Origin of the sequence: Nocardioides salarius, from assembly GCF_016907435.1 — a bacterium.
Classification (GTDB): Bacteria; Actinomycetota; Actinomycetes; order Propionibacteriales; family Nocardioidaceae; genus Nocardioides; species Nocardioides salarius.
Map to the genome: position 1 here is coordinate 1,743,632 of NZ_JAFBBZ010000001.1, position 12,695 is coordinate 1,756,326.

14 protein-coding genes are annotated in these 12,695 nt (G+C 77.0%); 6 read left to right on the top strand and 8 right to left on the bottom strand.

Features of this window, described 5'->3' with window-relative positions; all coding sequences use genetic code 11:
• The first annotated feature begins 24 nt into the window (after positions 1-24).
• Complete coding sequence (gene sftH, locus JOE61_RS08445; protein ID WP_193669649.1) at positions 25-2,403, top strand: DEAD/DEAH box helicase; 2,379 nt, start codon at positions 25-27, stop codon at positions 2,401-2,403.
• 9 nt (positions 2,404-2,412) lie between these two features.
• A complete protein-coding gene (locus JOE61_RS08450) occupies positions 2,413-2,721 on the top strand; it encodes a hypothetical protein (protein ID WP_193669650.1) in 309 nt (102 codons plus the stop codon).
• Positions 2,722-2,730: 9 nt separating this feature from the next.
• Here the strand turns inward: JOE61_RS08450 and JOE61_RS08455 are convergent, their stop codons facing one another.
• The 7 genes from JOE61_RS08455 to ssd all read right to left on the bottom strand — a co-directional run bounded on the left by JOE61_RS08455 (position 2,731) and on the right by ssd (position 7,738).
• Complete coding sequence (locus tag JOE61_RS08455; RefSeq protein ID WP_204797183.1) at positions 2,731-3,093, bottom strand: Rv3654c family TadE-like protein; 363 nt, start codon at positions 3,091-3,093, stop codon at positions 2,731-2,733.
• Entirely contained in the window at positions 3,090-3,419 is a 330-nt protein-coding gene (locus JOE61_RS08460) for a TadE family type IV pilus minor pilin (protein ID WP_307822883.1), read from the bottom strand. The genes JOE61_RS08455 and JOE61_RS08460 overlap by 4 nt, the downstream gene beginning before the upstream one ends.
• Positions 3,420-3,481: 62 nt before the next feature.
• Positions 3,482-3,727 carry a DUF4244 domain-containing protein gene (locus JOE61_RS08465; protein WP_307822884.1) on the bottom strand — a complete coding sequence of 82 codons (246 nt, stop codon included), beginning with the start codon at positions 3,725-3,727 and terminating at the stop codon, positions 3,482-3,484.
• Between the two features lie 149 nt (positions 3,728-3,876).
• Positions 3,877-4,599, bottom strand: coding sequence for a type II secretion system F family protein (locus JOE61_RS08470; RefSeq protein WP_193669651.1), 723 nt, complete (start codon positions 4,597-4,599; stop codon positions 3,877-3,879).
• 7 nt (positions 4,600-4,606) lie between these two features.
• A complete protein-coding gene (locus JOE61_RS08475) occupies positions 4,607-5,422 on the bottom strand; it encodes a type II secretion system F family protein (protein WP_193669652.1) in 816 nt (271 codons plus the stop codon).
• A 10-nt stretch (positions 5,423-5,432) separates the two neighbouring features.
• Positions 5,433-6,608, bottom strand: coding sequence for a TadA family conjugal transfer-associated ATPase (locus JOE61_RS08480; RefSeq protein ID WP_193669653.1), 1,176 nt, complete (start codon positions 6,606-6,608; stop codon positions 5,433-5,435).
• Positions 6,605-7,738: a septum site-determining protein Ssd gene (gene ssd / locus JOE61_RS08485; protein ID WP_193669654.1), complete on the bottom strand. Its 1,134-nt coding sequence runs from the start codon at positions 7,736-7,738 to the stop codon at positions 6,605-6,607. The genes JOE61_RS08480 and ssd overlap by 4 nt, the downstream gene beginning before the upstream one ends.
• Before the next feature lie 160 nt (positions 7,739-7,898).
• On the opposite strand from ssd, the gene JOE61_RS08490 reads away from it, so the two are divergent.
• Complete coding sequence (locus JOE61_RS08490; protein ID WP_193669655.1) at positions 7,899-8,675, top strand: HAD family hydrolase; 777 nt, start codon at positions 7,899-7,901, stop codon at positions 8,673-8,675.
• Between the two features lie 383 nt (positions 8,676-9,058).
• Here JOE61_RS08490 and JOE61_RS08495 read toward each other — a convergent pair whose 3' ends face one another.
• Entirely contained in the window at positions 9,059-9,790 is a 732-nt protein-coding gene (locus tag JOE61_RS08495) for a Fic family protein (RefSeq protein ID WP_193669656.1), read from the bottom strand.
• A 35-nt stretch (positions 9,791-9,825) separates the two neighbouring features.
• Between JOE61_RS08495 and JOE61_RS08500 the strand changes: the two genes are divergently transcribed.
• Genes JOE61_RS08500 through JOE61_RS08510 form a run of 3 tightly spaced genes read left to right on the top strand, consistent with a single transcriptional unit; the run spans position 9,826 to position 12,668 of the window.
• Positions 9,826-10,755, top strand: a complete 930-nt coding sequence (locus tag JOE61_RS08500; protein WP_193669657.1) for a class I SAM-dependent methyltransferase — start codon at positions 9,826-9,828, stop codon at positions 10,753-10,755.
• A gap of 27 nt (positions 10,756-10,782) precedes the next feature.
• Entirely contained in the window at positions 10,783-11,916 is a 1,134-nt protein-coding gene (locus tag JOE61_RS08505; protein ID WP_193669658.1) for a sensor histidine kinase, read from the top strand.
• Positions 11,913-12,668 (top strand): LytR/AlgR family response regulator transcription factor, encoded by a 756-nt coding sequence (locus JOE61_RS08510; RefSeq protein ID WP_307822885.1) that lies wholly within the window; start codon positions 11,913-11,915, stop codon positions 12,666-12,668. Before JOE61_RS08505 ends, JOE61_RS08510 begins: the two co-directional genes overlap by 4 nt.
• Positions 12,669-12,695: the final 27 nt, after the last annotated feature.

Sequence of the window (12,695 nt, forward strand, 5' to 3'; positions counted from 1 at the left end):
GGTGCCGTTTGCGACCATCGGGTGGTGCCCACCGACGCTCCCGACACCGCGGCCACCACCTCCCGTGGCGGGGCCCCCGCCGGCGTCGGCGACGCGGTGGAGCGGCTGGCCGCGCTGCCCTCGCGGCAGGGCCGGTTGACGCACCTGGAGCGGCTCCCGGCCCGATCGGGGCGTCCGGCGCCGTGGCCGGCCTGGGCCGACCCCGGGGTCGTCGCGGCCCTCGGGCGGCGCGGGGTGGCGCAGCCGTGGGAGCACCAGGTCGAGGCCGCGGAGGCGGCGTACGCCGGGCAGCACGTGGTGGTCTCGACCGGCACCGCCTCGGGCAAGTCGCTGGCCTTCCAGCTGCCCGCGCTGACCACCCTTCTGGGTGCCCGCGGGCGACGCGGCCAGCGCGGCGCCACGACGCTCTACCTGGCACCGACCAAGGCCCTGGCCCAGGACCAGCTGGCCTCGTTGCGGGGCCTCGACCTGGGCCTGCGGGCGACCACCCACGACGGCGACTCGGGGCGCGACCAGCGCGACTGGGCGCGCGACCACGCCGAGTACGTGCTGACCAACCCCGACATGCTGCACCGCAGCCTGCTGCCCGGCCACGAGCACTGGCACCACTTCTGGCGCACCCTGCGCTACGTGGTCGTCGACGAGTGCCACCACTACCGCGGCGTGTTCGGCGCCCACGTCGCGCAGGTGCTGCGCCGGCTGCGGCGGGTCTGCGCCGCGCACGGCTCGTCGCCGACCTTCGTGCTGGCCTCCGCGACGGTCGCGGAGCCGGCGACCACCGCCGCGCGGCTCACGGGGCTGCCCGTGCACGCCGTCACCGACGACGCCTCGCCACGCGGCTCGGTGGCGCTGGGCCTGTGGGAGCCGCCCCTGACGTCGTACGCCGGCGAGAACGGCGCGCCCGTGCGTCGCGCGGCGTCGTCGGAGACCGCCGACCTGCTGACCGACCTGGTCGTCGAGGGCGTGCGCACCCTGGCCTTCGTGCGCTCGCGGCGCGGCGCCGAGCAGGTGGCGATGACCGCGGCGGCGCTGCTGGCGGAGGTGGACCCGGCGCTGGCCGGGCGGGTCGCGTCGTACCGCGGCGGCTACCTGCCCGAGGAGCGGCGCGCGATCGAGCAGCAGCTGCGCGCCGGCGACCTGCTGGGCCTGGCCGCCACCAACGCGCTCGAGCTCGGCATCGACGTCAGCGGCCTCGACGCGGTGCTGATGGCGGGCTTCCCCGGCACCCGGGCGGCCCTGTGGCAGCAGGTCGGCCGCGCCGGGCGCGGCGCACGCGACGCCTCGGCGGTGCTGGTGGCGCGCGACGACCCGCTCGACACCTACCTGGTGCACCACCCCGAGGCGCTCTTCGGGCGACCGGTCGAGGCGAGCGTCTTCGACGAGTCGAACCCCTACGTGCTGGGGCCCCACCTGTGCGCCGCGGCCCAGGAGCAGGCGCTGACCGAGGCCGACCTGCCGCTCTTCGGTCCGACCGCGCGAGGCGTCGTCGACCAGCTGGTGGCGGCCGGGCTGCTGCGCCGGCGCTCCCACGGCTGGTTCTGGACCGACCGTCGGCGCGCCGCCGACCTGGCCGACATCCGCTCCGCGGGCGGACGACCGGTGCAGCTGGTCGAGGCCGGCACGGGGCGGGTGGTCGGCACCGTCGACGCCGGCAGCGCCCACGGCACCGCCCACCCCGGCGCGGTCTACCTGCACCGGGGCGAGACCTACCTGGTCACGTCGCTGGACCTCGAGGAGTCGGTGGCCGTCATCGAGCGCGCGGAGCCCGACCACACCACCTCGGCGCGCGAGGTCACCGACATCAGCGTCGTCGCCGAGCGCGAGCACACCGACTGGGGCCGGTGCCGGCTCTCGCTGGGCGAGGTGGCCGTGAGCCACCAGGTCGTCTCCTACCTGCTGCGCCGCCAGCCCGGGGGCGAGGTCGTCGGGGAGGAGCCCCTGGACCTGCCCGAGCGCACGCTGCGCACCACCGCGGTGTGGTGGAGCGTGCCCGACGACGTGCTCGAGGACGCCGGGCTCGACCCCGGCGACCTGCCGGGGGCCGCGCACGCGGCCGAGCACTGCTCGATCGGGCTGCTGCCGCTCTTCGCGACCTGCGACCGGTGGGACATCGGAGGGGTCTCCACCGCGCGGCACCCCGACACCGGGGTGCTGACGGTCTTCGTGCACGACGGCCACCCGGGCGGGGCCGGCTTCGCCGAGCGCGGCTACCGCACCGCCCACGCCTGGCTCACCGCGACCCGCGAGGCGATCGTCTCGTGCGAGTGCGAGGCCGGCTGCCCCTCCTGCATCCAGTCGCCCAAGTGCGGCAACCAGAACAACCCCCTCGACAAGGCCGGAGCGGCACGGCTGCTCGAGGTGCTGCTCGCCGGGGCGCAGGAGCGCGCCGGGGCGATGGCCTAGTCTCCGGGGATGGTCGTCCTGGGTCTGATCCTGCTCGCCGCCGGTGTCGTGACGATCCTGGCGGGGGTGCTGACGGCCGAGAACGCCGCGGGAATGGTGCAGGTGCTGGGGGTCGACGTCGGCGCCCCGACGCTCTTCCTGCTCGGGCTCGCCTCCGGCCTCGCGGTGCTGCTGGGCGCGGTGCTGGTCCGCTCGGGCACACGGCGCTCGCTGCAGGCCCGCCGCGAGCACAGGCAGCTCGAGGAGCTCTCGCAGAAGCTCGATGCCGTCGAGGCCGAGCGCCGCCGGGGCCCCGACCAGGACGACGCCTCGCACTGAGGCGACAGCTCACGGCCCCGGGCCGGCCCGGGCGTGGCCCTCGATCACCAGCACCCGGTCGAGGCCGGGCGGTGCGTCGACCCGCACGGTGACCAGCACCGCGGGCCGAGCAACCGCGGCGTCGGGCGTGCACGAGACCAGCTGGGCGCCGTTGCCGCGGGCGACCCGCTCGGCCGCCGCGCACGGGTCGCTGCGGGTGCTCGCGCCCGCGAGGGCGGCCAGGTCGGCGGCCGCCTGGGCACGCCGGTGCGCCACCACCACGGCGCCCAGCTCGGCGAGAGCCACGCCCAGCAGCAGGAGCAGACCGGCCATCGCGACCCCGAGCACGGTGGCCGCGCCCCGTGAGCCCGGTGAGCCCCGTGGAAGCGTCACGGCGCCTCCTCCAGCGCGGTCGCGGTCGCCGAGACCTCGGCGCCGGGCAGCGAGCCGAGGAGCCCGCCGGGACCGGTGACGGTGCCGCTCACGGTGACCACGACGGTGCCGTCGGTGCGGGTGACCGCGACCCGGCTGCCGGCGGGCGCCACCCGCGCCCCGAGCTCCACCGCGCGCGACTCGTCGTCACCGCGGGCCAGCGCCCGGGCGGTCTCGCGGGCCGCGTCCACCGTGCGGAGCTGGGCCAGCCCCACGCTGAGCAACCAGGTCATGGCCACCACGACCGCGAGCAGCAGCGGCAGCACCATCGCCAGCTCCGCGGTCACCGCACCGCGCTCGGGTCGCGCCGCCGCGCTGCGGGGTCGGCGCCGGCGGCGCGACCCGCGGCTCACCCGATGCCCAGCAGGCCGAGCACGTGGTCGAACAACGTGGTCAGCAGCTGGTCACCGAACCCGCCGGTGAGCATCGTGTAGAGCAGGCCGGCCAGGCCCGCGCCGGCCGCGGTGCCGACGGCGTACTCGGCCGTGGTGATGCCGTCCTGGCCGCGGCCGGCCGCCATGCGGCGGCGGAGCCGACCACGGCGGGTCGGGCCGGTGCGGGTCTGGTGGGTGGGGGTCTGGTCGTGTCGGGCCACGGGTGGTCCTCCTCGTCGGGGCCGCGTGGTCGCGGCCGGGTGGGTCGAGCCTCCGCCCGCGGTGCCCGGCGCGGGGCCGGCCGCGCGCCGTGTGTGGGTGGCCGCGCCCGGGGACGGCCCTGTGGAGAGGTGCTGGCCCGCCGGCCGGCTCACAGGATCGTGCGCATCAGCCCTGCCGCGAGGGGCACGATGCCGACCAGGACGAACGCGGGCAGCAGGCACACACCCAGCGGCACCGCGGCCCGCACCCCTACCGAGCGCGCCAGGTCCTCGGCGTCGGCACGCGACTCGCGGGCCAGCGCGTCGGCGAGGTCCTCGACGGCCTCGACGACCGACGAGCCGCTGGTGTGGGCCCTGGCCAGCGCCCTGCCCAACGGAGCCAGCAGCGGGTCCTGCGCCACGTCGCGCCACACGGTGCCCGGGTCGACGCCCAGGCCCAGCCTCGAGGTCAGCACGACCAGGTGCTCGGCCGCCGGCCCCGGCAGCGCCGCGCAGGCGACCGCGACCGCCTCGCCGGGCGCCGCGCCCGAGCGCAGCGCCACCGCCAGCAGCCCGACCAGGTGCGGCAGGTCGCGCCGCACCTGCTCGCGACGACGACGCGCCGCCGGCGGCTCGGACCGGCCGACCAGCACCCAGACCACCACTGCCACCACTGGCCCCACGACGGCACCGGTGGCCCCACCGAGGAGCGTCGGGCCGACCGCCGCGGCAGCCCCGGCCAGCAGCAGCCGGTGGCGCCGCATCCACCCGTCGGCGCTGGTCGGCCGACCCGTGGCGGACCCGACGGGCACGACGCCGAGCCTGCCGCGGGCCGGAGGCAGGGCGAGGAGGATCGAGGCCGCGGCCACCAGCGCGACCGCCCAGGGGCTCACCGCGCGCTCACGCCGCGCGCCCGGCCTCGCGGGCCAGCGCCTCGATCCACGCCAGGCCCGCCACCGCCAGCCCGACCCCGCCGGCCAGGCACGCCAGGCCCACCGGGTGGCCGAGCAGGAACGCGACCGGGTCGCCACCGGCTCCCGAGCCCATCAGCAGCGCCGCGACCGGCAGCACCGCCACCAGCCGGGCGGTCGCCCGCGCCGAGGCCAGCTCGCCGGCCACGATCCGCCGGGTGCCGCGGGCGCGCCTCAGGTCGGCCCCGACGCGCGCCACGGCGTGGGACAGCCCGTGACCCGTGCGGTGGGCGACCTGCCAGGCCGCCGCCACCAACCGCAGGTCGCCGGCTCCGGCGACCTCCGAGGCCGCCCGCCAGGCCGCCGGCACGTCGGCGCCGACCCGGTGGGCCTCGGCCACGGGCGCCAGCAGCGCCCACTCGTCGGCGGCCCGGTCGAGCGCCGCGCCGGGCGGCCGGCCGGCGGCGAGCTCGGCGGCCAGCGCCTCGCAGGTCTCCCGCACCCGCTCCGAGCGCTCCTGGGCCTGGACGTCGCGCCGGCGCCGCCGGGACAGCCCGAGCAGGGCCCACGCCGCTGCCAGTGCCACGAGACCGGGCACCAGGATCCGCAGCAGCCCCGTCACCAGCCCCGTCACCAGCACCGCGAGCAGCACCCCGAGCACCCCGGTCGCGACGGCGAGCAGCCCCCGGCGGCCGGCGGCCCACCCGCGGGACGCGGCCGGCGAGGGGCGCAGCAGCAGCGCCGCCGCCCCCGCGGCCGACACCGTGGCCAGCAGGGCCGCCATGCCCGGCACGCCCTGGCTCACCACGGCCGGCTCACGCCTGGCTCCGCTCGAGCAGGGCCGCGAGCCGGTCGGCGCCCGGGCCGTCCTGCACCCGGTCGGCGTCGAGGCGGGCTGCGGTCAGCATCCGCACCAGCCCGTCGCGGCCACGCTCGGGCACGGCCACCTCGCGGATGCGGCGTACGCCGTCGGGGCCCCGGGCCAGGTGCAGCACCAGGTGCACCCCCGAGGCGAGCTGGCTGTGGGTGGCGGCCCGGTCGAGCCCGGCGGCCAGGGCCAGTGCCTCGACGCGCGCCGGCACGTCGGCGGCGGAGTTGGCGTGCAGGGTGCCGCAGCCGCCCTCGTGGCCGGTGTTGAGCGCCGCGAGCAGGTCGACGACCTCGGCGCCCCGCACCTCCCCGACCACCAGCCGGTCGGGCCGCATCCGCAGCGCCTGGCGCACCAGGGTGCGCACGTCGACGGCCCCGGCGCCCTCGATGTTGGCGGGCCGGCCCTCGAGGCCCACCACGTGGGGGTGGTCGGGGCGCAGCTCGGAGGAGTCCTCGACGAGCACGAGCCGCTCGGCGGGGTCGACCAGCCCGAGCAGGCCGGCCAGCAGCGTGGTCTTGCCGCTGCCGGTGCCTCCCGTGACCAGGAAGGCGCAGCGTGAGGCCACGACCGCCCGCAGCAGCCGGGCCCCCGCGGCCGGCAGGGAGCCCTCGGCCACCAGGTCGTCGACACGGATGGCGCGGGTCGGTGGCACGCGCAGCGAGATGGAGGTGCCCGGACGCGCCACCGGCGCCAGCACCGCGTGCAGGCGGGTGCCGTCGGGCAGCCGCACGTCGGCGTACGGCGTCGCGTCGTCGAGGCGACGCCCGGCGGCGGCCGCCAGCCGCTGGGCCAGGCGTCGCACCGCGTCGTCGTCGGGGAAGACCACCCCGGTCGGCTCGAGGCCCTGCCCACGGTCGAGCACGACCTGCGCGGGCCCGTTGACCAGCACGTCGGTGACGCCGGGGCGGCGCAGCAGCGGCTCGAGCGGGCCGGCGCCCAGCACGTCGCGGCGCAGCGCCTCGTGGACGGCCAGCACCGTGGTGTCGCCGACGGGGCGACCGGCGGCCCGCAGGGCGGTCGCCACGCGGTGCGGGGTCAGCGGCCCCGGATCGCGCGCCAGGTGGGCCCGGACCGCCTCGACCAGGTCGGCGACACCGGCCGGCTCCGACGGCTGGCTCACGCCGCCTCACCGAGGACCTCGAGCCGGTCGAGCAGCCCCGCGGCGGTGCGCGCGAGCACGCCGCGGGGCGACCTGGCCGGGCCGCGCCCGAGGTCGACGGCCTCGTCGAGGCCGCGCTGGTCGCCCATGGTGGCCAGCACCGGCGCTCCGACCGTCCGGCGCACCAGCGTCGGGTCGGCGGAGCCCCGCACCACCAGCCGGGTGCGGCCGGGGTCGCCGAGCCGGGCGCAGACCCGGGCCGCGGAGGCCAGGCCGGGGACCGTCGGCACCACGACGACGAGGACCAGGTCGCAGTGGGCGACCACCTCCTCGGCCACCGGCCCGAGCACCCGCGGCAGGTCGACCACCACCGTCTCGTGCCCGCGGCGGGCCGCCGAGAGCGCCTCGCGGACCGCGAAGGGCGCCAGCACCTCGGCGACCCCGGGCGGCCAGGTCAGCACACCCAGGTCGCGCTCGCGGGGCACCGCGTCGCGCAGCGAGCGGGCGCTGAGCCGACCGGTGGTGCGCCCCAGCGAGTCCCAGCGCACCCCGTCGCGCCCGTCGAGGCCCAGCACCCGGTCGAGCCCGGGCCCGGCCGCGTCGGCGTCGACCACCAGCGTCGGGCCGCGAGCGGCGGCCCGCTGGCCCAGCGCGCAGGCCAGCGTGGTCGCGCCGGCGCCGCCGGACCCGCCCACCACGCCCACCACCCGCGCCGGGCGCACCCGCGCCTCGCCGAGGTCGGTGAGCAGCTCGGTCAGCCAACCGGCCGATGCCGGCAGGTCGGAGACGTCCGCGGCCCCGACCGCCAGCGCGAGACGGAACAGGTCGTCGGGGACCACGCGGGTGCTGACCACGTGCACCCGGGCCCGGCGTGGAGGGCCGAGCACGGCCATCTCACCGGCCAGGTCGGCCCCGAGCAGCACCAGCGGGGTCCGCGACCAGCGGCGCAGGGCCTGGGCCGGTTCCCCGGTGGTGGCCAGGGCGCTCCCGGCGGCCGCCGCGAGACGCCCGACCTCGTCGAGCAGGTCGGGGTCGCGGGTGACCAGCAGCGCCGGCTCGGGCTCGGGACCGGCGGCCGGACCCCCGTTCGGGCCCGCGGCACCGGTCGTGGCGGCTTCGGTCAGGGAGGAGGTGCTGCGCAGAGGGCTCATGGGGCCACGCTGCCCGGCGTACGACGCCCGGCCGGGCGTCCCGGCCGCGGGCTGTGGACGGGGCCGCGGCAGCGGTGCCCTGTGCAGCCGAGACGGCCCGGCCCGGCCGCCCGGACCGGCGGGTCCCGACCGGGACGCCGCCACCCCCTAGGCTCGACCCATGACCGCCTCAGCGGCTTTCTTCGACCTCGACAAGACGATCATCGCCAAGTCGAGCACGCTGGCCTTCAGCAAGCCCTTCCAGGCCGGGGGCCTGATCTCGCGGCGAGCCGTGCTGCGCTCGGCGTACGCGCAGTTCCTCTACCTCGTCGGGGGCGCCGACCACGACCAGATGGAGAAGCTGCGCCAGTTCATGTCGCAGCTGTGCAAGGGCTGGGACGTCGCGACCGTCAACGAGATCGTCGCCGAGACCCTGCACCACGTGGTCGACCCGATCGTCTACGACGAGGCGGTCGCGCTCATCGAGGAGCACCGGGCCGCGGGCCGCGACATCGTCATCGTCTCCGCCTCGGGCACCGAGGTCGTCGAGCCGATCGGTGAGCTGCTCGGCGCCGACACCGTGGTGGCGACCCGCATGGAGGTCGAGGACGGCTGCTACACCGGCGAGATCGCGACCTACGTCTACGCCGAGCAGAAGGCGGTGGAGATCCGCGAGCTGGCCGAGCGGCGCGGCTACGACCTCGAGACCTGCTACGCCTACAGCGACTCGGTCACCGACGTGCCGATGCTCGAGGCCGTCGGGCACCCCTTCGTCGTCAACCCCGACAAGGAGCTGCGACGCACCGCCACCGAGCGGGACTGGCCGGTGCTGGTCTTCATGCGCCCGGTGGCGCTGCGGGGCCGGGTGCGGGTGCGCCCGACCCTGGCAGCGCTCGCCGTGGGCGGCGCGGTGGCCGTGGGCGGGGTCGTCTGGGCGGGCCGGCGCCGGGTCGACTGACCCGCTGCATTTTCCTGCCGACCCCTTGTGTCGTGGCCCACATCGGCGTACACAAGGGGGTACCAACTCAACAGACGTACACGTGACCAGGGGTACCCACGCGGCGACCTACCCTTCCTACAGGGCGCTTGTCGACGGAAGACTTCCGAGACAGCTTACGAGTGCACGCTTGGTAGCCAGCCAGGACACGTGTCAGCGATGGCCCCGCGGAGCTCTGCTCCCGGGGCCATCTGCTTTCCGGCCGTCGCCCGGCCTCCGGCCGGGCGACGGACCCGGAAAGGGTCGAGCAAGCGCCGCGGCCGAGGAACGAGGCCGCGACGCGCGTGTCGAGGCACCAGTCACCGATGGGCGGACGAGGCCCGAGCCCTCAGCCCGGGGAGCCCTCAGCCCTCCGCGGGCCGCCGCAACGGCGACGCCTCGGCGGCGGCGGCGTACGCCTCGGTGGCGTAGAGCAGCCAGGAGTGCACGCCGGCGTCGCCGCCGGTGGCGTAGCCGCGCAGGTTCGACTCGTAGGCCTCGCGCAGCGCCAGGTGGCCGGCCTCGGGCACCACCAGCGACTTCTCGTCGACGCCGCGCGCGACCAGCACGAGACGCTCGGCGGCGCGGGCGACCAGACCGTTGTGGGAGGCGAACGGGGCGGCGGTGGCCAGGTCGGCGTGCACCACCGCGGCCACCAGGAGCCCGGGCGAGCCGGCGCTGGAGGTGATCAGGTCGGCGAGGTCGCGCAGCCGGCCGGCCGACTCGGCGTCGCGGGGCCGGCCCCGCTGCTCGGCGGGCAGGCTCGAGGCGGACGCGAGGGCGTGCAGCCGGGCCAGCGCCTGCAGGGGCGAGCGGCCCAGGGTGGGCACCAGCGAGAGCAGCTCGGTCGACAGGCGCAGCGCGTCCTGGGCGACGGCGTCGCCCTCGCCGGCGCGCACCTGGGCCAGCGTCGAGGTCGAGCCCTCGAGCGTGGCGCTGGCGTGCGCACCGCGCAGCAGCGACTCCCCCGTGGTCTCGGGGCTGGTGCGCCGCAGCCCGCGGTCGCGCAGCACGACGTCGATGCCGTCGCGGGCGGCGGCCAGGCCGCTGGGCACACCCTCGAGCGACACCAGCCAGGACAACGGATCGGTGGTCACGGCGTCGAGGGTATCCAGCCGATACGCTCGACCCGATGAGTGACCTCCTCCCGCACGCGCGCTCCTTCGGGCAGGTGGCGTCGGCCTACGACCGGGGCCGGCCGACCTACCCGCGAGACGTCGCGGCCTGGCTGGGCGGCGGGGAGCAGCGCGGCGGCCTGACGGTGCTCGAGCTGGGCGCCGGCACCGGCCGGCTCACCGAGCAGCTCGTGGGTCTGGGCCACGTCGTGCACGCCACCGATCCCGACGAGCAGATGCTGGCCGTGCTGCGCGAGCGGCTGCCCGGGGTGCGCACCAGCCTCGCGGGCGCCGAGGAGCTGCCGGCGGCCGACCGCGGGTACGACGTCGTGGTCGCGGCGCAGTCCTTCCACTGGTTCGACCACGACCGGGCGCTGCCCGAGATCGCCCGTGTCCTCAAGCCCGGCGGGCACCTCTCCCTGGTCTGGCACCAGCGCGACGTGCGGATCCCGTGGGTGCGCAAGCTCGGCCGCGTCCTGGGCCCCGAGCACCCGCTCGAGGAGCTGACCCGCCCGCTGGCCGACAGCGACCTCTTCGACGACGCCGAGGAGCACACCGCCAAGCACTGGCAGGTCCTCGACCGCGAGTCGATCCTCGACTACGTCTGCTCGCTGTCGAGCGTCTCGACCCTCGAGGCGCCCGAGCGCGAGCGGCTGCTCGCCGACGTGCTGGCGCTCTACGACGACTACGGCCGCGGCATGGACGGCATGCAGCTGCCCTACCTGACCTCCTGCTTCCGGGCCCGGGTCCGCCCCCTGGCCGCCCCGGCCCCGGCGCACGAGCCCGGTCGGCACCCCGGGCGCACCCTCGACGACACCCAGCAGTCGGACCCGCCGTGGACGGTCACCACCGGCAGCATCCCCCGGGTGGAGGACGAGGTCACCAAGGCACCCTGGCCCTCGGTCGGCGACGACGACACCTCGATGCTGCTCATCGACTTCCGATGAGCAGGGGCTGAGCGGCGAGGTCCCGCGGTGGCACGCCTGCCGCGCCCGTGGCGGCGTACGCACCTGGGCTCCGACGCCGACCGCGCCACGTTCCGCACCCTGCACACCGCCTCGCTGGCGGCCCCGGCCCTGCGCGCCGGGCTGACCCGCGACAGCGCCGAGCGCTCCGTCAAGCACCTGCACGCGCTGCTGGGCTCGCCCGCCATCGCGTTGAGCGACACCGCCGACCTGCTGGCCTGGGACGGCGCCGGGCAGCACCACGCCGGGCAGGTGCCGGGCCTGGCCACCGAGGCGCTGGCGCGCAGCGGCACCCAGGTGGTGGCGCGCCGCGAGCTGCCGTGCGCCGAGGGCCAGCAGGGCTCCTGCCCGGTGCGGGCAGCGGTGATCAGCCCGCTGGTGGTCGAGGACCGGGTGATCGGCACCCTGCAGGTCTTCGGCCCCTTCGCCTCCGCCGGGCTGGTGCGCGCGGCCGACGAGGTGGCCCGCTGGGTCTCGGGCCAGCTCGAGCTCGCCGAGCTCGACACCTCGCGCACCCGGTTGATGGAGGCGGAGGTGCGGGCGCTGCGGGCCCAGATCAGCCCGCACTTCGTCTACAACTCCCTCGGGGCGATCGCCAGCTTCGTGCGCACCGACCCCGACCGGGCGCGCGAGCTGCTGCTGGAGTTCGCCGACTTCACCCGCTACTCCTTCCGCCGCCACGGCGAGTTCACCACCCTGGCCGAAGAGCTGCGCTCCGTGGAGCGCTACCTGCTGCTCGAGCAGGCCCGCTTCGGCGACCGGCTGCGCGTGACCCTCTCGGTGGCCCCCGAGGTGCTCAGCGTCGCCGTTCCCTTCCTCTGCATCCAGCCGTTGGTCGAGAATGCGGTGCGGCACGGCCTGGAGTCCGCCGAGGGCGGCGGGCACATCAGGATCGTGGCCATCGACCAGGGGCAGGAGTGCGTGATCGAGGTGGAGGACGACGGCGCCGGGGAGGACCCCGAGCACATCCGGCGGGTGCTCGCGGGCGACCAGTCGCTCGACTCGGTGGGCCTGGGCAACGTCGACGGCCGGCTGCGCGCGGTCTACGGCGACGACCACGGGTTGGTCGTCGAGACCGCGCCCGGCGCCGGCACCAAGGTCGTGGTGCGGCTGCCGAAGTTCGCCCCGGGGGTCCACGCGTGAGCAGCGGGTCGCGGATGCGGGTGCTGGTCGTCGACGACGAGCGCCCCGCCCTCGACGAGCTGGCCTACCTGCTGCAGCGCGACGAGCGGGTCGGGGAGGTGCTGACCTGCGACTCGGCCACCGACGCCCTGCGAGTGCTGCAGGAGCAGGAGGTCGACGCCCTCTTCCTCGACATCCAGATGCCCGGGCTGAACGGCCTCGAGCTCGCCCAGGTGCTCACCCGCTTCCGGCAGCCACCGGCGATCGTCTTCGTCACCGCCCACGAGGGCCATGCCGTCGACGCCTTCGACCTGCAGGCCGTCGACTACGTGCTCAAGCCGGTGCGGGCCGAGCGGCTCGCCGAGGCCGTACGCCGCGTGGGCGGCGGCGACGTGCGCCCCGCCGGCGAGCAGGACCTCCAGATCCCCGTCGAGCTCGGCGGGGTGACCCGCTTCGTGCACCGCTCCGAGCTGACCCACGTCGAGGCCCACGGCGACTACGTGCGCCTGCACACCGCCGGCGGCTCCCACCTGGTGCGCGCCGCCCTGTCGACCCTGGAGGAGGAGTGGGCGCCCGCCGGGTTCGTGCGCATCCACCGCTCGCTGCTGGTGGCGCTGGCCCACGTCCAGGAGGTGCGGATGGACGCCGGACGCTGCTCGGTCGTGGTCAGCGGCCCCGGAGGTCCTGGCGGCGGGCCGGGGGTCGAGCTGGGCGTCAGCCGGCGCCACACCCGCCAGCTGCGCGACCTGCTGCTGCGCCGGGGCCAGTCGTGAGCACGCAGCCGGTCGTGGGCGCGGGTC